Source organism: Solirubrobacter deserti, from assembly GCF_027587175.1.
Lineage (GTDB): Bacteria > Actinomycetota > Thermoleophilia > Solirubrobacterales > Solirubrobacteraceae > Solirubrobacter > Solirubrobacter deserti.
The window spans coordinates 45,374-64,312 of the sequence record NZ_JAPCID010000047.1 but is presented as its reverse complement, the minus strand read 5'-3'; the positions used below and the strand labels follow the sequence as shown (position 1 = coordinate 64,312).

Genomic DNA, 18,939 nt, shown 5'->3' with positions numbered 1-18,939 from the left:
CGCCGCCTCGCCGCGCGCCGCCGCCTCGCCGCGCGCCGCCACCTCGCCGCGCGGCGCCACCTCGCCGCGCGCCGCCTCGTCGGCCGCCACCACGAGGTCCGCAGCCAGGCGGCGTGCGGTCGCGCCCTCGCCCGCGTAGAGCATGGCGTCGATCGCCTCGAGCGTGCGGCGGTCGCGTTCGGCGCTCGTGGCGCTGATGCGGCTCGCCGCGCGCAGGCTCGCGACCGCGCTCGCCCAGGCGCCGCGGCGCAGCTCTTGGCGGGCGAACGTCTCGGCCTCGCGCGCGAGGGCCTCGTCCGGCCCGCTCGCCGCGTCGACGCGGTGGTGGAGCGCAGCGGCCGCGTCCTCGGTGACGTCGGCGGCGCGCGCATGCAGCAGGGCGCGCCGGGCGGCCGGCAGGCCGTGGTAGACGGCGGCGCGGGCCAACGGATGGGAGAACACGACGTCGTCAGGTGTGCGGCGTTCGAGCAGCCCTGCGGCGACGCCTTCGTCGAGCGCCTCGAGCGGCGCGTCCGCCTCCGCGACGGCCACCGCTGCCGCCAGCGTGCAGGACACGCCGAGCACGGCGGCGGCCTCGACGAGCGCGCGGCTCTCCGCCGAGCACCCGCGCACACGGGCGGCGATCACATCCCCGTAGGACCGCGGAACCGGCAGGACCGGCTCCTGCCAGGTCTCCTCGGGCAGCTCGTCGAGCAGGGTCCGCGCGTACAGCGGGTAACCGCCGGTGTGCTCGCTCAGCCGCGCGACGGCGTGCGGGCTCAGCGGCCGCTCGACCGCCGCGGCGAGCGCGCCGAGCTCCTCGATGCTCAACGGGCCGGGCCGAACGTGCGCGGTCGCGAGCTTGCGCAGCCCTTCCGGCAGCAGGCCGGCGTCGCGCGTGACCACGACGATCAGCAGCGGCTCCGCGGTCAACCGCCGGATCGCGAACAGCAGCGCGCGCAGCGAGGCGGCGTCGGCCCAGTGCGCGTCGTCCACCACGAGCACGTCGGGCGCGGCCTCGCCGTCGAGCAGCGCCAACAGCCGCAGGCCGACCGCGACGTGATCGGCGGCGCCGATCACCGGACCGCCGCCCGCCCGTCGCACCAGCTGGTCGGCGAGGCCGAACGGCACGAGCGCCTCGCTCTCCTCGCCGCTCGCCCACCACACGCGCACGTCGCCGGCGACGAAGTGCTCCGCGATCGACGTCTTGCCGATCCCCGCGGGCCCTTCGACGAGCGCCACCGCCGGGCGCGCCTCGAACGCGGCCGCGAGCGCGGCGAGCTCGCCCTCGCGGCCGATGAACGTCTTTGCGTCGACCATCGTCGACACAAGACCCTACGCGGGGCCGGACTGCTTCGCCCGGCCCCGCGTCACGCCCCTACGGGTTCGTGGTGGACAGCGTGAACGTCAGCGTCTTGCTGTACGTCCCCGTGCGCAGCGGGTCGGTGCGCTTGATCCGCTGCTTGAACGCGACGTCCACGACGTCGTTGCTCACCGGCGCCGTCCAGGCCGCCTTCGACAGCTCGACGCGCAGCGGCTCGGCCAGCGAGAACGCGCCGTTGGTCATGTGCCCCGGCTCGCTCACCGTGAGCTTCGCGTCACCGGCGGTGGAGATCACGGTCGCCGTCGTGGACGCCGTGTACTCCTTCTCCACGCCCGGCGTGAACGGGTCGAACGGCTTCACCGTTCCCAGCGACAACGACAGCGTCGCGGGGACCGAGCCGCCGACCGTGCCGGTGCCCGTGGTCTGCGCGTACACGCCGGCGACCGTGTACGGCACGATCTTGGCCTCGCCCTGCAGGCCGTAGCTCTGCGCCGGTCCCGCGGTGCGGTACCCGCGCGTGAGCAACCGGTTGGTCAGCGTCGTCTCGACCGTGACCTCGATCGTGTTCTCGCCCGGCTTGAGCAGATCGGAGATGTCGAGCTTGAGCGTGCGCAGGTCCAGGTCGGCCTCCGTGCGCTTGCCGTTGGCGGTCACCTGCGTGTTGCCGTCGCCCGTGGAGGGGACGGTGAAGTACGCGCCGTTCGTCGCGTTCCAACCCGCCGGGAGCGTGAAGGTGGTGCGGTAGGTGCCGATGCCCGACACGTCGGACATCTTCGGGTCGGTCCCGGTCAGCGTGGCCAGCTGCGCCGGCGTCGCCGGCAGGTCCTTCCACGCCAGCAGTGGGCTGTCCTCGAACACCAGCGGCGTCTTCTTGGTCGTGAAGTACACCTCGCGCGTCGTGTGCCCGAACTTCTCCTCGGTGTTGACGACCTTCTCGCCCTCGTTCCAGTCCTCGATCGTGATGTCCCACTTGGGCAGCGCGATCTCGCCCGGCACCTCGACGTTGGTGGTGACGGTGCGGCCGTCGTTGAGCTGCGTCTGGTAGGCGCCGCTGCGGGTCGCGCGGATCGACGTGTTGGCCCCGTCGATCAGCGCCTCGTCCGCCGTCGTGGACACGGCGTGCACCTTGTCCTCGGCTGCGTCGAGGTCGAGCGCGATGATCTGCGCCTCGCCCGGCTTGAGCGTGACGTCGACCGACGTGCGGCCACCCTGGACGGCGTAGGCGCCGACCGGCGAGACGTCGCCCGTCCAGTCGTCGAGCGTGTACGGCTTGCCCGCGCCCTCCAGCGCCAGTGTGACGGTGGACGCCGCCTGGCCGCGGTTCTTCTCGAACTTGAACGAGTGCACGAACGTGTAGAGGACGTTGCGCGCCTTGTCGTAGCGCGAGATCGTCATCACCTGGTTGCTCGGCTGGGCGTAGCTCACGCGCGGCTTGACGTCCAGGGCCTCGAGCGTCGCCTTGGCGTCGGCCTGCTTGTCGACCGTCTTGACGTTTGGCAGCGCCTTGAGCTGGGCGACCACCGCGGCGAGGTCCGCGTCGCTGTCGGCGGTGAAGCGGCTCTTGCCCGCGGCCGTGCCGTGCTCGACGATCGACCCGTCGTGGACGCGGATCTCGGACGTGTTGTTGACGAACAGCAGCGGCAGCCCGTCACGCGCGATCTCGAGCAGCTTGCGCGCCGCCGAGAGCTCCAGCGAGTCCTGGTAGACGATCATCGCCTTGTAGCCGGGGCCGTCGGGCTGCAGCTCCTCGCCCGTCCAGCTGACGTTCGCCTCGTCCTCGAGCAGCTGCGGTGAGAAGTAGTCGTAGGTGTAGCCGGCGTGTTGGAGCCCCAGGTCGCGCCAGAAGTACGGCATGTCGTTCATGAACAGGCTGTTCTCCGCGGGCCGGTTGTCGCGCGGGTGCCCGTAGGAGATGAACGCGTTGTCGGTGCGCAGGATCGCGATGTCCCGCCGCGGCTGGCCCTGGCGCAGCACCTTCTGGTTGCGGCCCAGCATCTCGGTCCAGCGCGGGTAGGACACCGCGGCCGGCTGGCGGCTGTTGAACCGGTCCGAGAAGGTCACGTACATGCCCTCGTGGCCCGGCCAGTAGGTGTCGGGCTCGGAGCCCTCGATGCCGGAGTAGCCGTGGAAGACGATCCGGTTCACGCCACCCGCGAACTGCAGGTAGGACAACTGGGTCCAGTAGTCCATGTCGTAGTAGTAGTTGCGGCCGCCCACCGCGCCGGTCTCGCTGGAGAACGGGCGGTTGTACATGTGGGCGGAGCCGAGCATGCCGCGGTAGGTGTCCAGGTCGCCGTTGTGGGCGAAGGTCTCTGTCTCCACGCCGTCGATGTACTTGGCGGGCGTCGAGATCTCGAACACGAAGCCGTAGGACGGCTCCGCGCGCAGCTTCATGTTCAGGCTGTGCAGCCACTCCTGCATCGGCTTGAGCACGTTCTGCTCGTACAGCTCGGAGTAGGTCTGGTTGATGTCGTTGCGGATCTTCTGCAGCTGCGCCTGGTCGGCCGGATCGGCGACCGCGTAGTCGAACACCGGCGGGCGGTTGGAGTCGTGGCGGGTCCGGTCCCAGGTGATCAGCGGCAGGTACGGCGTGACGTCGTAGCCGCGGCGCTGGCGGAACTCCTGCTTGAACTGGTAGCCCCACAGCAGGCCGCCGGCGGCGAAGCTGGCGAGCTCGAGCGAGTCCATGTAGATCTCGCCCTTCCCGCTCTGCTGGATCTGCTCGCGCAGCTCGGGCGTGAGGACGTGCTCCTCCCAGTAGTCCTTGACGGCGTCGACGCCGAACCGGTCCATGTAGTTGATCGTGTAGTTCTCGCTGGTCGACGGGTCGAAGGTCTCGCCCGTGCCGTGCATCCAGTACGTGAAGAGCCCGTACTGCCCGTCGGCGGGCGCGGTCCAGTTCAGCCGGTAGCCGTCACCGTCCGGCACCGCGCGATCGGTCAGGTCGACGAGCGTGTCGAAGTCGATCTGGCCCGTCCCGGTGCCCTCGCGGAAGCCGTTGGCCTGGCCGCTCTGCGGCCGCGCCTGCGTGATCTTGGCCGCGACGACGCCCTGGAACAGCAGCTCCTTGGACGCCGCCGACTGCGTGGGCTTGACCGGCGCCGGCAGCTTGTCGTTGAACGCGTCGCCGGCCGCGAGCAGCACGGTCGAGTAGTTGAGCTCCTTGGACGCCGCCTTGTTGTCGTAGTCGAACTTCGCGCCTTCCCACGTGTACGTGTCAGGGAGGTTCGCCGTCGCCCAGTGCGTGCCGCTGGTGAGGCTGAAGCCGAGGCCGCGCTTGACCGCCTCCTGCACGACCAGCTGCGAGTCGGCGTTCCACTCCTGCGAGCCCCAGCCGTAGAGCTTGTCGTCGGCGCCGGGCTCGGGCATCGCCAGGAACTCGGCCGCGCCGAAGCCCGAGTCCGCGATCTCCTTGACGTTCTTGCGCAGCGTCTCGTCGGTGTTCAGGCCCTCGGCCAACCACCAGCGCACACCGGGCCGGTAGTCGGTCTCGATGGTGTCGTACAGCGCCTCGAGCTCGGCCTCGAAGGGCGTCGGGGCGGCGGCGCCCGGGGCGCCGACGGCCACGGGGACGACGAGCGCCGCGGCCAGCAGTCCTCCGGCCAGCGCCCGGATCATCGGGTCACGTCTACGGGACAACACTCTCTCCTCTTGCTTGGTGTTACGGCGTGCTTGTGGTGCGGAGCCGGTCGAGCCAGCGCGCCTGCTCCGGCGCCAGCCCGTCCGTGAGTACGTCTGAGAGCGCCGTGATCGGCGCGATCGCCTGCCGCCCGCGGGCGCGCAGCTTGGAGGCGTCGAGCAGCAGCACCGAGTGCTCGGCCTGGGCCAGCATCGTGCGTTTGACCTCGGCCTCCAGGACGTCGGCGTCGGCGAGGATCCCGCCGGCCGTCACGCCCGTCACGCTCAGCAGCAGCCGGTCCGCGAAGTGGTCGCGGACCGCGCGTACGGCCGCCGGGCCGACGTAGGAGCGGGTCAGCTGCCGGAAGCTCCCGCCGATCGCGACCACTTCGCAGTCGGCGGACGACAGCTCCTGCAGCACCGGCAGGCTGTTGGTGATGACGCGGACGGCCAGCCCGCGCTCCGCGATCATCCGCGCGACGAAGTACGTCGTCGAGGACGCGTCCAAAAACACCGTCTCCCCCGGTCGGAGCATCGCGTAGGCCGCCTCGGCAAGCCGGGTCTTCTCCTCCGGCGCGTCGCGCAGCCGGTGGGCGAAGGAGTCCTCGCGCGCGGCCAGCGACGGCAGGACGGCGCCGCCGTGGGTCCGGCGCGCGACGCCGCGTTCCGCGAGGACGGCGAGATCGCGCCGGGCGGTCATCGGTGAGATCCCGAACCGCTCCTGCAGCTCCGGGACCGTGACCGCTCCCGCGGCCTGCAGCATCTCGGCGACCATCCCGCGGCGCTCCTCGCTCAGCCTCGGTTCCATCGGCCCACAGCGCCCATCTCTCTCCCCCACCCACCTCGCCGTCTCTGCGCGTCTGAGTTCGCGTTGCCGACGGCGCAATGGCAATCGAACGAATGTGACCACGACCTTGTACTGCGAGGGCGCTCGGTCGCGCATCCGTCGCGTCCCTACAGTTGCGACCGCCGTCGTACGTGGGTGACTACGTGGGTCCCGTACGCAGGCGCTCGGCGAGCGCGTTGCGGGAGGAGATGCCGAGCTTGGCGTAGATGCGCGACAGGTGGACCTCGACGGTGCGCGCGCTGATCATCAGCTCCTGCGCGGCCTCGCGGTTGGTGAGCCCACGCGCCACGACCGTGGCCACGGCCTGCTCCTGCGCCGTCAGCTGCGGCGGCCCACCGGTGTCGCCGGCGGCGGCGCCGGCCGCGGTGAGCTCCTGCTTGCAGCGCTTGAGCGCGGGCCAGGCGTCGAGCGCCGCCAGGCGGTCCCGCGCCGCGGTCAGCTCCTCGCGCGCCGCGCGGCGCTGCCCGACCCGGCGCAGCAGCTGGCCGTGCGCGAGCCGGGTGAGGGCGAGCTCGTACGGCATGCCCAGCGGCTCGAACTGCGCCTTCGAGCGCACGAACGCCGCTTCGGCCTCCTCCCGCTCGCCGCGCGCGGCCTCCAGCTGCCCGCGCACGCGCGCGAGCCGTCCGAGCATCGACCGGTGCCTGCGCGCCCGCGCCCGGCGCTCGTGCGGGTGCAGGAACGCGTCGGCCTCCTCCACGCGGTCCACCAGCACCAGCGCCTCCGCGTACAGGTGCTGCCACGGCCAGAAGCCCGGCGCGTTGGCGGCGCCCGCGACGTCGAGCGCCGCCACCGGGGACAGGGCCTCGACGACGTGCTGGGGCTCGCCGCGCGCGGCGTGCAGCAGCGCCCGCGTGATGCCCGTGGCGACGAGCCGGTCGGGCGGGCCCGGAGGGGCCTCGGCCGCGAGCCGCGCGTAGTGCTCGGCCACCTCCCACTCGCCGCGCGCCGCCGGGACGAGGACCGCCGCCCACCACGCGAACGGGCGCGCCGCGGGCTGGTGCAGCTCGGCGGTGAGGGCGACCGCGCGCTCGGCCGCGACCACCGCCTCACCCCACCCGCCGGCGGCGAAGTGCGCGCGGGCGAGCACCGCGAGGTGGACCGAGGCCTGGCTGTAGGAGCCGAAGCGCAGCTCGGCGTCGACGGCGGAGCGCAGGTCGACCGTCGCGGCCGCGATGTCGTCGTCCAGGTAGGCGAGCCAGCCGCGGATGGCGGTCAGCTCCGTGCGGACGCCGTCGTTGACGGGCGCGACGGCGGCGATCGTGGCGCGCGCCGCTTCGCCCTGGCCGAGGCGCCACTGGGCCAGCGCGCGCGTCGCCGGCCAGCCGCCGGCGCTCGGGTGCCCCGGGCCGAGGTCGGGCGCGCGCCCGGCCCAGTGCACCACCTGCTCGTCGTCGAGGTGGATCAGCGCGCTGAAGGCGCGGCTGTACGCGATCTGCGCCGCCAGCACGGGGTCGGCGTGCGCGTCCACGCGCTCCCACGCCGCCGCGATCAGGTCGGCGGCCTCCCCGTAGCGGCCGTCGAACATCGCGAAGCGCGCGAGCAGCAGGTCACGGCGCGGGCTCTCGGCCATGCGCGCGACCTCGTCGGCGTGGCGCTGCGCGGTGCTCAGGTCACCGGCGAGGAACCACCACTCGACCGCCTGCATCAGCCGCCGCTCGCGGTCCGAGCGCGCGGTGCTCAGGCGGCTGGCGGCCGCCAACGCCGCGGCGGCCGCGGGACGGTCGCGCGCGGCCTGCGGCCGGTGGGCGAACGCCTCCAGCCGCTGCGCGACCGCCTCGTCCGGCCGCAGCGTCGCGGCCGCGAGGTGGCGCATCGCCTCCGACTCGTCCTCCACGAGCTCGCTCGCGCCCACGTGCAGGGCAGCGCGGCGCGCGGCCCCAAGACCGTCGACCACGGCCGCCGGGACGAGCGGGTGCGGGAAGCCGAGATGGTCGACGCCGTCCCACGTCAACAGCCCGACGGCTCGCGCCTCGTCGAGCGCGGCGAGCGGATCGTCGGCCCCGGCCAGCTGCGCGGCGACCGCCAGCGACGGTCGCGAGCCCAGGATCGCGGCCGCTTCGACGAGCGCGCGGGTGCCGTCCGCGGCGGCGGCCACCCGCTCGGCGACGAGCGCCGAGAAGGACTCGGGGGCGGGCAACGGCCGGTCCCCGTCGCTCCACGCGTCGGCCGGCAGCGAGTGCAGCAACTCGCGCGTATACAGCGGGTTGCCGCCGGTGTGCGCGTGCAGGCGCTTGACCGCGCGCGGCGGCAGCTCCGCGGGCGCGAGCGCGGCGACCTCCTCGACCGTCAGCGCCCTCAGGTCCACGCGCGCCGGCGCCTTGGCGAGCGCGTCCGGCAGGGTCGCGGGCGAGCGCGTCGCCAGCACCAGCAGCACGTGGTCGTCCACGAGCCGGCGGGCGACGAACGCCAGGGCGGCGAGCGACGGCGCGTCGGCCCAGTGGGCGTCGTCGACGATCGCGACCGTCGTCCGGTCCGCCGTCGCCAGCTCTTCCAGCAGCGCGGTGCCGGCGGCGATGTGGTCGGCGGGCACCGCCCGGGCGCCCAGCCGCCGCAGCAGCTGCTCGACGATGCCCAGCGGCAGCTCCTGCTCGGCCGCGTCACCGCTCACCGCCACGGCGCGGACCGCCGGCTCGCCGAGCTCGTGCTGCAGCCGGGCGAGCAGCGTGGACTTGCCGATGCCCGCTTCGCCCGTCACCACGGCGACACGCGCGCGCCCGGCGCGCGCTTCGGCGAGCGCGCCCTTCAGCGCGGCGAGCTCGGCCTCCCGACCGACGAACGAGGGCAACGGCGTGCGCGTCGGTGCCATGGCATGCTCACTCTAAGGGCGCTGTCGAGGTTGACCGTGCCGGGCGGCTCTGTAAGAGTCGGGTGGTGTAGCACGGTCGTTCACGTGCGGTTCGGCAAGTCGAGGAGAGAAGACGCACACGATGTGGCATCGCCGCACCAAGGCGGTGTTCGGGAGCACGGCCGTGGTCGGGGTCATGGTCGCACTCTGGGTCGCGCTCGGGCAGAGCAGCGGCGCGCACGAGCGCGGCACCGTCACGCTGACCGTCGGGGTGACCCGCTCGACGGCGCTCGCGGGCCTCGCGGAGGAGTACCGGCGGGTCGCGCCGCACGTGCGGATCCGGATCACGACGACGCCGATCGACGCCTACCAGACGGTCATGCGCACGCGCCTGGCGTCCGGGCGGGCGCCCGACCTGCTCACCATCTGGCCCGGCAACGGCAACTCGATGTCCGCGGCGCAGATCGCGCCGCTCGGCGTGCTCGCCGACCTCTCGGACACCGCGTACGGACGCTCGGTGCCCGCCGCCGCACGGCCGCTGCTGGGCACGGACGGGCGCGTGCGGCTCTGGACGCCGGGGAGCAACGTCGTCGGCGCGCTCTACAACCGCGCGGTGTTCCGGCGGGCGGGCGTCACGGTCCCGCGCACCTGGGGCGAGTTGCTCGCCGCGTGCGATCGCCTGCGACAAGCCGGGGTCGCGCCGATCGCCGTCGGCAACCAGACGCCGTGGGTCGCGCAGCTGATCGACTACGCGCTCGCGCCCACACACGCCTACGCGCGCGACCCGCACCTGGACCGCGAGCTGCGCGCCGGCCGCACCACCTTCGCGCGCTCGGGCTGGCGGGAGGCGCTCACGCGCTACGTCGAGCTCTCGCGCCGCGGCTGCTACCAGGCGGATCCGAACGGCACGTCGCTCGAGCGCGCCGAGGCGATGGTCGCGCGCGGCGAGGCCGCGATGACCGTGCTCGTCGGGCCCGCCCACACGTCGCTGCACGCGCTCAACCCCGAGGGCGAGTTCGGCATCTTCCCCTTCCCCGCCGCCGACCGCGCCGAGGACCTGCGCGTGGCCGCCGGGATCGCGTCCGGGCTGGGCGTGAACGCCCGCTCGCCGCGGCTGCCGGAGGCGCTGCGCTTCGTGGAGTTCCTCGCGCGCCCGGAGAACACGCGGCGGTTCAACGCCGAGGCGCAGAACCTCGCGCTGGACGGCAGCAGCGGCGCCGCGTTCCTCGAGCCGTTCGTGCCCTATGTCCGGGCCGGCCGCACGGTGCCGTTCCCGGACCAGCTGTGGCCGAACGCCGACACGCAGCGCGAGCACATCGCGGTCGCGCAGGACCTGCTCGCCGGTCGCGAGACGATCGACGGCGGGCTGCGGCGCATGGATCGCGCCTACGCGTTGCGGTGAGGCGGCGCTCCACGCTCTGGTTCGTCGCGCCCGCGTTCGCGCTGTACGCGCTGGTCGTGCTGTACCCGAGCCTCGCGGGCGCGACGAGCGCGTTCACCGACTGGAGCGGCGTGAGCGGGGAGCGGCGCTGGGTCGGCCTGGCGAACTTCGAACGGCTCGTGTCCGACTCCGCGGGGCGCGCGGCGCTGCGCAACGTGCTCGCGTTGAGCGTCTTCGTGGTGGCGGCGCAGACGGTGCTCGGCCTCGGCCTCGCGCTCGCGCTGCACGCCGCGGCGGGGCGGCGCCGGTGGCTGCGGGTCGCGTTCCTGGCGCCCGCCCTCGTCAGCCCCCTCGTGGCCGCGTTCGTGTGGCGCTACGTGTGCAGCCCCGCGCCGGACGAGGGCGTCAACGCGCTGCTCGGCTTCCTCGGCCTCGACGCGCTCCAGCAGGACTGGCTCGGCGACCCGTCGCTGGCGTTGTGGTCGATCGGCGCCGCCGCGGTCTGGCAGCACACGGGTTACACCGTCGTGATCTTCGAGGCCGGGCTCGCACGCATCCCGCGCGACCTGCACGACGCGGCCAAGCTCGACGGCGCGGGCGCGCGCGCCCGCCTGCGCTACGTCGTGCTTCCCCAGCTGCGCCCCGCGCTGACGATCACCGTGGTGCTGACCACCATCGGCACGCTGAAGCTGTTCGACCAGGTGTTCGCGCTCACCGGCGGCGGCCCCGGCCACGCGACCGAGACGCCGTCGACGCTGATCGTCCGCGAGGCGTTCGCGTTCGGCCGCTACGGCTACTCGACCGCGATCGCGCTCGTGCTGGCGCTGATCGTCGCCGCCGTGGCGCTGGTGCAGCTGCGCACGCTGCGCGAGTGGGAGCTGACGCGGTGAGAACGCGGACGCTGCTCGTGGACCTGCTCGTGCTCGCGGCGGCGGCGGCCTTCCTGTGCCCGGTCGTGCTGCTGGTCGCGCTCTCCTTCCAGGACCCGGCAGGCGCCGTCAGCCTGGAGAACTACACGCGCGCGTGGGAGGAGGCCGGCCTCGCCCGCGCGCTCGCGAACTCGACGCTGATCGCCCTGTGCACGCTGGTCGGCGTGGTCGTCCTGGGCTCGCTCGCCGCCTACGGCCTCGCGCGCGCGGCACGGCGCACCGGGTACCGGCTCTACCTGCTGTTCCTGGTGGGGCTGATCCTGCCGTTCCAGCTCGCGCTGATCCCGCTCTACCAGCTGGTCGCCGACGCCGGCCTGCTCGGCACCTACACGGGCATCGTCGCGTTCTCGATCGGGCTGCAGCTGCCGATCACGGTCTTCCTCTACACCGGCTTCCTGCGCGCGCAGCCGCGGGAGCTCGCCGACGCGGCGCTCGTCGACGGCGCCTCGCACCTGCAGGCGTTCGTCTACGTCGTGTTCCCGCAGCTGTGGCCGGTGACGGGCGTCGTGCTGGTGATGAACGCGGTCTTCGTGTGGAACGACTTCCTGACCCCGCTGCTCTACCTCGGCGGGTCGGGCAAGGAGACCGTGCCGGTGACGCTCTACACGTTCGTGGGCGAGTTCGGCACCGAGTGGGGGCCGATCTTCGCCGCGGTCGTGCTGGCCACGCTGCCCGTGCTGGCGGTGATCGCCGTCGCCGCCCCGCGGCGACGGCGCGCCGGATAAGGTCCGCCTAGCGGGTCGCCTGGGCGAGCGCCGCGCGCAGCGTCTCGGCGGTCGCCTGCCGGCTGGTGCCGGGGGACCACATCTCGTCCGGGCCGGCGGTCTCGGCCAGGTACGGCGTGCCGTAGGCGGGCGTGTCACGGTCGTAGCGCCAGCCTTCGGCCAGCGGACCGACGTCCTCGGCGTCGTACCCGATCGAGTCGAAGAACGCCGCGACCGTCTGCTTGGCGGAGGCGTCGTCGCCCGCGATCAGCAGCGCCGAGCGCTCAGGGTCGCCGCTCGGCCGGGCCAGCTCGCCCAGGTGCATGAAGCTGATGTTGTTGAACGCCTTCACGACGCGCGACTCGGGCAGGTGCGCCTGCAGCAGCTCGCTGACCGTCGTCGACTGGTCGTCGAGCTCCGGGAACTGGCCGTCGCGCTGCGGGTAGTAGTTGTTGGTGTCGATGACGACCTTGCCGCGCAGCGGCTCGACCGGGACTTCGCGGTAGGCCTTGAACGGGACGGTCACCACGACCAGGTCGCCGGCCTGAGCCGCCTCGACGGGCGTGGCCGCCCGCGCGCGCGGACCGAGCTCCTCCACCAGCTCCGCGAGCGTCTCCGGGCCGCGCCGGTTGCTCAGGACGACGTCATGGCCGGCCGCCACGGCCAGCCTCGCGACGGTGCCGCCGATGTGCCCGGCGCCGATGAACCCGATGGTGCTCATGTTCGACATGGCCCCGAGCCTAGCTCACTTACCCCGAGTAAGTCAGCTGGGCTCGTCGTGCAGCTCGCGCGCGCCGCGGTCGGGCGCGAACAGGATGCCGATGACGCCGGAGATGATCAGCAGCAGCGCGAGCACGATCGCGAGCGCGCGGAAGCCGGCCTCCTGGATGGTGGGCAGCAGCAGCGACCAGCCGCCGAGCGCGACGCGCACGACGCCGAACATGAAGCCCTGGGCGGTGGAGCGCAGCAGGGTCGGGAACAGCTCGCCGCTCCAGAGCTGGAACAGCGACTGCTGGCCGATGCCGGCGCCGATGCCGAACAGCACGACGTTGATCAGCGCCGTGAGGAAGCTCACGTCGAAGAAGACGAACGGGACGAAGCCCGCGACCTGCAGGATCGTCGCCCACACGAGCAGGCGGCGCCCGCCGACGCGATCGATCAGCGGCATGTAGACGAAGCCCACGGCGAGGGCGGTGGCCAGGAACCAGATCGCCTGCAGCGTGTAGTTCGCGCGCTCACCCGTGTTGCCGACCGCGTCGAGGATGTACGGGAAGAAGAACCCGTAGGTGCCGGCAACCAGGTTCCAGACGCCGTACATCAGGATCAGGAAGCTCAGCGCACGCGCGTGCCGGGCGCGGAACAGCTCGCGGAACGCGCCCGCCGCGCCCTCGGCCTGCTGCTGCGCCTTGGCCCAGAGCTCGGACTCGACCATCCCCTGGCGCAGCGCCCAGGTGATCATCGCCACCAGGAACAGCTGCGCGAACAGAATCCGCGGCATCCAGTCGTCCAGCCCCAGCAGCGCGATGCCGAGCACCAGCGGCGCGATCGCGCCGACGTACCAGAGCACCTGTGCCAGTCCCGCGAGCCGTCCGCGGACCTTCACCGGTGCGGTCTCGGTGATCAGCGTCCACGACGCGGGCACGTCGGCGCCGACGGTGAGTCCGACGATGAAGTAGCCGAGCAGGAGCATCCATGGCGCCTGCGCGAACACGATCCACAGCGCGCCGAACGCGTACAGCAGCAGGTCGTACTGGTAGATGCGCTTGCGCCCGTAGAGGTCGCAGATGCGCCCGCCGATCAACGCCCCGATGCCGGCGCTGATCGCGTTCGAGCTCATCGCTCCCAGCAGCGAGACGAAGTCGTCACCGAAGCCGAACTGCTCGGCCCAGATCGGCAGCGACACCGCGCCCGCGACGATCGAGCCGGCGTCGATGTAGTTGGCCATCGCCGCCAGGCCCGTCTTCCGCCACTGGTCGCGTGTAGCTCCGGACGCCACGTCCTCTCCCAAGAACGCGCATTACCCGCACCTAAACGCCCTTACGCGCCCAAATTCGATCACGCTCCAGCACGCCAGCAACGGCGACGAAATCCACGCCATCGATGCTGGGCGCGTTCAGGACGCGCCCGTGGCGTACAGATTCCGTCAGGGACGTGTGCGCGGCGTCACTGCGGCGTCGCCGCGTCCACGGCGCGCTCGGACGCCGCGATCTCCCGGTCCACCTGCGCCTGGTCGCGCTCACCCTGCGCCGCGCGGCGGTCGTCCGCTCGCCGCAGCCGCGCGAGCCGCGCGCGCTCGCGCTCCTCGGCCGCGCCCTCGCGCTGGTCCGCCTCCTGCTCGCGCTGATCGGCGAGGCGCTCGCGATCATCCGCGATGCGCTCGCGCGCGTCGGCGATCCGGTCACGCTCGTCCGCGTGGAACTCGCGCGCGTCGGCCCGGCGCTCGCGCGCCTCGAGTCGCCGCCGCCGGTCGTCCATCTCGGACCGCCGGTCGTCAGGTCCGGCCATGCGTGCAGTGTCGCATCTCGGGGCGCGGGCCGCGAACGTTCCTGCCGGTGCTCCGACCGCTTTCCGTGTTCTGCCTCGTGCTGCTGGTGGGCCGCCGCTCGATCGTCGTCGGCTGCATTCCCGGCGGCTGCGACGGGTGTCGCGGAAGCCACGGCGACGGTCAAAGGCTCGCGCCGCCACGAGCGACGGTGACCGTCGTCGGCTAGAGCATCCGCGCGAGGAACTCCCGCGTCCGGGCATGTGCGGGCTGCTCGAGCACCTGCTCGGGCGTGCCCGCTTCGATCACGCGGCCCTCGTCCATGAACGCGACGGTGTCGGCGACCCCGCGCGCGAAGCCCATCTCGTGCGTGACGACGAGCATGGTCATGCCCTCGGCGGCCAGGCCGCGCATCACCTCGAGCACCTCCCCGACGGTCTCGGGGTCCAGGGCCGACGTCGGCTCGTCGAACAGCATCAGCTTGGGCTTCATGGCCAAGGCGCGGGCGATCGCGACGCGCTGCTGCTGGCCGCCGGAGAGCTGCGACGGGAAGCTGTCGAGCTTGTCCTCGAGCCCGACCTGGGCGAGCAGGTCGGTGGCGCGGGCGACCGCGGTGGCGCGATCGAGCTTGAGGACGCGCAGCGGCGCCTCGATCACGTTCTCCAGCGCGGTCATGTGCGCGAACAGGTGGAAGTGCTGGAACACCATGCCGATCTGCGCGCGCTGGGCGGCGATCTCGTGCTCGCGCAGCTCGTGCAACCGGCCGTGCTTGGTCTTGTAGCCGATCAGCTCGCCGTCGACGGCCAGGCGGCCGCCCTCGATCCGCTCGAGCCGGTTCACGCACCGCAGGAACGTCGACTTGCCCGAGCCCGACGGGCCGATCAGGCACGTGACCTCGCCGCGCTGCACGGTGAGGTCGATTCCACGCAGCACCTCGAGCTTGCCGTAGCGCTTGTGCACGTCCGTGGCGACGATCATCGCGCCACCGCCGGCTTGAGGAATCGCATCGGCTTGCTCTCCTTGCGCGTGCGCCGGACGCCGCGCCCGTAGTGCCGCTCGAGCGCGGCCTGGCCGAGCGAGAGCAGCGTCGTGATGGCCAGGTACCAGATGCAGACCACGATCAGCAACGGCACCTGCTTGAAGTTCTGCGAGTAGATCAGCTGCGCGCTGTAGAGCAGGTCGCTGGATGCGATCACGCTCACCAGCGACGTCGTCTTGAGCATCGAGATCGTCTCGTTGCCCGTGGGCGGGACGATCACGCGCATCGCCTGCGGGAGCACGATCCGCCGCAGCATCTGCAGGCGCGACATGCCGAGCGCCGAGGCCGCCTCGGACTGGCCCTCCGGCACGGACGCGATGCCCGCGCGCACGATCTCCGCCATGTACGCCGCCTCGTTGAGCGCGAGGCCGAGGACCGCGGCCATGAACGGCGTGATCAGGAGGTTGGCGTCGGCCTCGAACGGGCCGATGCCGACCGTCGGGTACAGCGCGGCGATGAAGCTCCAGAACAGCAGCTGGACCAGCACCGGCGTGCCGCGGAACAGCCACACGTAGAAGGCGCCCGCGCCGGCGAGCAGCTTGTTCGGGGACATGCGGGCGACGGCGACGACGACCCCGAGGGCGACGCCCGCGACCATCGCGATCGCGGTCAGCTCGAGCGTGAGCAGCAGGCCGTGCAGGATGCGCTCGGAGAACAGCATCTCCCCGACCACGTCCCACTGGAAGCGCGGGTTGGTCGCCACCGACCGCACCACCGCCGCCGCCAGGACGGCGACGGCGATGGCGGCGATCCAACGGCCCGGCCGCCGGACCGGAACAGCGTCGATCGGCTGCATCTACTCGGCGGCCTGGTTGATGCCGGGCTCGGTGATCGCGCCCGCCTCGATGCCGTACTTGGCGAGGATCTTGCCGTAGGTGCCGTCGGCGATCAGCGCCTGCATCGCGGCCTGCATCGGCTTGACCAGCGGGCTGCCCTTCGGCAGCGCGATGCCGTACGGCGCGGTGCCGAACGGCTCGCCGACGACCTTCAGCTGGCCGCCCGACTGCTTGGCCTGATAGGCGGCGACGGGTGAGTCGGTCATGCCGACGTCGGCGCGCCCGCTGACGACCGCCAGGTTCGCGCCCGGCTGGTCCGGGAACGTCATGACCTTGATCGCGGGCTTGCCGGCCGCGGCGCACTTCTCCTGCTGGGCGTCGGCGTCCTCGACCTGCGCAGTGCCCTTCTGCAGCGCGAGCCGCCGGCCGCACAGATCGTCGAGCGTGTTGATGGCCGGGCCGCCCTGCGCCTTGACGAAGAACGCCGTGCCGGCCGAGAAGTAGGTGACGAAGTCGACCGTCTCCTCGCGCTCCTTGGTGTCCGTGAAGCCCGACATGCCGACGTCGAACTTCTTCGTCGTCAGGCCCGGGAGGATGCTGTCGAACGTCGCGTGGCGGACCTCGGCCTTCAGGCCCATCGTGCCGGCCAGCGCCTGCGCCAGGTCGGCGTCCAGGCCCTCGACGGTCTTGCCGTCGGCGCCCATGAACTCGATCGGCGGGTAGCTCGCGTCGGTGCCGACGACCAGCGTGCCCTTGGCCTTGATGTCGTCCGGCACGGCGATCTCGGCGACCGGCTTGGTGGCGATGGTCGGCGCGTCCGGCGCGTCCGAACCACCGCAGGCGGCGAACAGGACGGTGGCGGCAAACAGCGGCGTCAGGAGGAGTCTCGCGTTCATGGGCAGCAGACTCCCAGCCGCGCCGAGGCGCTCCCAACGGGTTGTCCCGTGAGCGGTTGGCGGGCAACCGACAGCCCCCAGTGCGGGCTTCAGCACCCGAAGGATTGGGCCTTGGTGGTGCGTCGCCCCCTCAGGAACTCCCTGAGAGCGTTGCGCTCAGATACCGCCGGTATTAGGACTCCGCCGGTATGCCACTCACCCGCGCGCAGCTGCGGGACCGAACCCGAGAGCGCGTGATCGCCGCCGGCGAGCGCCTGTTCGTCGAGCGCGGGTTCCACGCGTCGAGCGTCGGTGACATCGCCGAGGCCGCGGGCTACACGAAGGGCGCGGTGTACTCGAACTTCGCGGCCAAGGAGGACGTGTTCTTCGCCGTCTACGAGCGGCGGGCGGCGCGCGGGATCGAGGACATCGAGCGCGCGCTGGCCGAGCACGGCGTGCCCGAGGCGCTGGACGTCATCTCGCTGCGGACGGCGCGCCGGCGCGGCACCGCCGAGGACGGCTGGATGGCGGCGTTCTTCGAGTTCTGGGCCCACGTGATCCGGCGACCGGCGCTGCGGGAGCGCTTCGCGGCGATCCACCGCGGCGTGCAGCAGCCGCTGGTGCAGGCGCTCAGCGCGTCCGTCGGCCGCGACGCGCGCGAGCTGGTGGTGGCGGGTACGCGATGCAGCTCGGGCTCTCGCTCGAGCACCTGACCATGCCCGAGCGCGTCGACGACGACTTCGCCGTGCGGGCAGGACGACGTTTCCTCGAGCAGGAGATGCGTGATGACCCGGTTGCTTGATTTCGCCGTCGCGCTGCGGCAGTCCCGCGCGTTGCTCGCCCGCGAGCGCGAGCCCTTCAGTGCGTTCCAGCAGCAGCGCTTCGACACGCTGGTGGAGCACGCCCGGCGGCGGTCGCCGTTCTACCGCGACTGGGACGGCGCGCCGCTCGACAAGGCGACGATGATGGAGCACTTCGATGCCATCGTCACGGACCCGCGTCTGCGCCGCGACGAGCGCTACCTCGGCGACTACCGCGTGATGACGACCAGCGGCTCGTCCGGCCTGAAGGGCCTGTTCGTCTACGACCGCGCCGGGTGGACCGGGATCATGGCCCAGTTCCTCCGGTACTCCGCGACCGTCGGCATCGAACCGCGGTTCCCGCGCCGGTTGCGCATCGGGGCGGTCGTGAGCCCGACCGGCACCCACATGAGCCGCCGCTGCGCCAGTGCGGTCGACGTTGGCGTGCACCGCGTGCTCGGGCTCGCCGTCACCCAGCCGCTGCGCGAGATCGTCAGCCGGCTGAACGCGTTCCAGCCGCAGTCGCTGAACACCTTCCCCACGATGGCCCTCGAGCTCGCCGAGGAGCAGCGCGCCGGCCGGCTGCGGATCGCGCCCGAACTGATCTCGACGAGCAGCGAGCTGCTGACGCCCGAGATGGCCGATCGGATCGAGGAGACCTGGTGCGTGCGGCCGTACAGCCTCTACGCCACCACCGAGGGGTTGTGGGGCGTCGACTGCGAGCACCACGCCGGCATCCACCTGTTCGAGGACATGGTGCGCGTCGAGAACGTCGACGAGCACGGGCGGGCGGTGCCCGACGGCGCGCCCGGCGCAAAGCTGCTCGTCCCCAACCTGTTCAACTTCGTGCAGCCGTTGCTGCGCCTGGAGATCGCGGACGCGGTGACGATCGCCGCCGAGCCGTGCGCGTGCGGGCGGACCCTGCGGCGGCTCGAGTCCGTCGCGGGCCGGGCCCACGATGTGCTGGAGCTGGGCGACGTCCGCGTCCAGCCGCTGCACTTCGGGGTGATCGCGCGCGACCGCGATGTGGTCGAGTTCCAGGTCGTGCAGACCGGTCCGAGCAGTGTGCGGGTGCTCGTCGTCGCCCGTGGCGACGTGCAGGCGCGCCTGCGCGAGCGCTGCTCGAACGGCTGCGCGGGCTGGGCGTGATGGACGCGATGGTCGAGGTCGAGCGCTGTTGGCCGCTCGAGCGGCCCGCTTCGGGCAAGCTGCGGCTGGTCGTGGGCCCCGAGGTCACGGCCGTGGCAAGCGCTGAGCGCGTAGCCGAGCGGTATCGCGAATTCCTCGAAGCCGCAGTCCCGGTCGCCGCCGCGTGGCGCCTCGAACCGCTGTTGCCGCTCGACCCACGGGTCTGAGCTTTGGGGGCCCCGGTCCGTGATCGGACGGCGGGCTTGACC

The 18,939-nt window shown here is 72.5% G+C and carries 16 protein-coding genes; 6 read left to right on the top strand and 10 right to left on the bottom strand.

Features of this window, described 5'->3' with window-relative positions; genetic code table 11:
* The 4 genes from OJ962_RS25825 to OJ962_RS25810 all read right to left on the bottom strand — a co-directional run.
* Positions 1–1,299: AAA family ATPase (locus OJ962_RS25825; protein ID WP_270006704.1), on the bottom strand; the 1,299-nt coding region annotated here is incomplete at its 3' end.
* A 58-nt stretch (positions 1,300–1,357) separates the two neighbouring features.
* Positions 1,358–4,942 (bottom strand): glycosyl hydrolase, encoded by a 3,585-nt coding sequence (locus tag OJ962_RS25820; RefSeq protein ID WP_202958371.1) that lies wholly within the window; start codon positions 4,940–4,942, stop codon positions 1,358–1,360.
* A 22-nt stretch (positions 4,943–4,964) separates the two neighbouring features.
* On the bottom strand, positions 4,965–5,729 hold the full coding sequence (locus OJ962_RS25815; protein WP_202958370.1) for a DeoR/GlpR family DNA-binding transcription regulator: 765 nt from the start codon (positions 5,727–5,729) through the stop codon (positions 4,965–4,967).
* Between the two features lie 178 nt (positions 5,730–5,907).
* Positions 5,908–8,577 carry a helix-turn-helix transcriptional regulator gene (locus tag OJ962_RS25810; RefSeq protein WP_202958369.1) on the bottom strand — a complete coding sequence of 890 codons (2,670 nt, stop codon included), beginning with the start codon at positions 8,575–8,577 and terminating at the stop codon, positions 5,908–5,910.
* A 121-nt stretch (positions 8,578–8,698) separates the two neighbouring features.
* Here OJ962_RS25810 and OJ962_RS25805 point away from each other — a divergent pair, with 121 nt between their 5' ends.
* Genes OJ962_RS25805 through OJ962_RS25795 form a run of 3 tightly spaced genes read left to right on the top strand, consistent with a single transcriptional unit; the run spans position 8,699 to position 11,591 of the window.
* Positions 8,699–9,958 carry an ABC transporter substrate-binding protein gene (locus OJ962_RS25805; protein WP_202958368.1) on the top strand — a complete coding sequence of 420 codons (1,260 nt, stop codon included), beginning with the start codon at positions 8,699–8,701 and terminating at the stop codon, positions 9,956–9,958.
* Positions 9,955–10,827 carry a carbohydrate ABC transporter permease gene (locus OJ962_RS25800; protein WP_202958367.1) on the top strand — a complete coding sequence of 291 codons (873 nt, stop codon included), beginning with the start codon at positions 9,955–9,957 and terminating at the stop codon, positions 10,825–10,827. The genes OJ962_RS25805 and OJ962_RS25800 overlap by 4 nt, the downstream gene beginning before the upstream one ends.
* Entirely contained in the window at positions 10,824–11,591 is a 768-nt protein-coding gene (locus tag OJ962_RS25795) for a carbohydrate ABC transporter permease (protein WP_202958366.1), read from the top strand. Before OJ962_RS25800 ends, OJ962_RS25795 begins: the two co-directional genes overlap by 4 nt.
* Before the next feature lie 7 nt (positions 11,592–11,598).
* Here OJ962_RS25795 and OJ962_RS25790 read toward each other — a convergent pair whose 3' ends face one another.
* The 6 genes from OJ962_RS25790 to OJ962_RS25765 form a co-directional block, all read right to left on the bottom strand.
* The gene (locus OJ962_RS25790) at positions 11,599–12,291 is read right to left on the bottom strand and encodes an NADPH-dependent F420 reductase (protein ID WP_407697545.1); all 693 of its coding nucleotides are present in this window, start codon (positions 12,289–12,291) and stop codon (positions 11,599–11,601) included.
* 42 nt (positions 12,292–12,333) lie between these two features.
* Complete coding sequence (locus tag OJ962_RS25785; protein WP_238932633.1) at positions 12,334–13,515, bottom strand: MFS transporter; 1,182 nt, start codon at positions 13,513–13,515, stop codon at positions 12,334–12,336.
* Positions 13,516–13,733: 218 nt separating this feature from the next.
* Positions 13,734–14,075, bottom strand: coding sequence for a hypothetical protein (locus OJ962_RS25780; RefSeq protein WP_202958363.1), 342 nt, complete (start codon positions 14,073–14,075; stop codon positions 13,734–13,736).
* A 202-nt stretch (positions 14,076–14,277) separates the two neighbouring features.
* Positions 14,278–15,030: an amino acid ABC transporter ATP-binding protein gene (locus OJ962_RS25775; RefSeq protein ID WP_202958361.1), complete on the bottom strand. Its 753-nt coding sequence runs from the start codon at positions 15,028–15,030 to the stop codon at positions 14,278–14,280.
* Positions 15,027–15,887, bottom strand: coding sequence for an amino acid ABC transporter permease (locus tag OJ962_RS25770; RefSeq protein WP_202958360.1), 861 nt, complete (start codon positions 15,885–15,887; stop codon positions 15,027–15,029). Before OJ962_RS25770 ends, OJ962_RS25775 begins: the two co-directional genes overlap by 4 nt.
* A complete protein-coding gene (locus OJ962_RS25765; RefSeq protein ID WP_202958359.1) occupies positions 15,888–16,763 on the bottom strand; it encodes an ABC transporter substrate-binding protein in 876 nt (291 codons plus the stop codon).
* Between the two features lie 188 nt (positions 16,764–16,951).
* Between OJ962_RS25765 and OJ962_RS25760 the strand changes: the two genes are divergently transcribed.
* From OJ962_RS25760 to OJ962_RS25750, 3 genes are all read left to right on the top strand, one after another.
* Positions 16,952–17,455, top strand: a complete 504-nt coding sequence (locus OJ962_RS25760) for a TetR/AcrR family transcriptional regulator (RefSeq protein ID WP_202958358.1) — start codon at positions 16,952–16,954, stop codon at positions 17,453–17,455.
* A gap of 72 nt (positions 17,456–17,527) precedes the next feature.
* Positions 17,528–18,691: a phenylacetate--CoA ligase family protein gene (locus tag OJ962_RS25755; protein ID WP_202958357.1), complete on the top strand. Its 1,164-nt coding sequence runs from the start codon at positions 17,528–17,530 to the stop codon at positions 18,689–18,691.
* Positions 18,691–18,897: a hypothetical protein gene (locus tag OJ962_RS25750; RefSeq protein ID WP_270006703.1), complete on the top strand. Its 207-nt coding sequence runs from the start codon at positions 18,691–18,693 to the stop codon at positions 18,895–18,897. Before OJ962_RS25755 ends, OJ962_RS25750 begins: the two co-directional genes overlap by 1 nt.
* Positions 18,898–18,939: the final 42 nt, after the last annotated feature.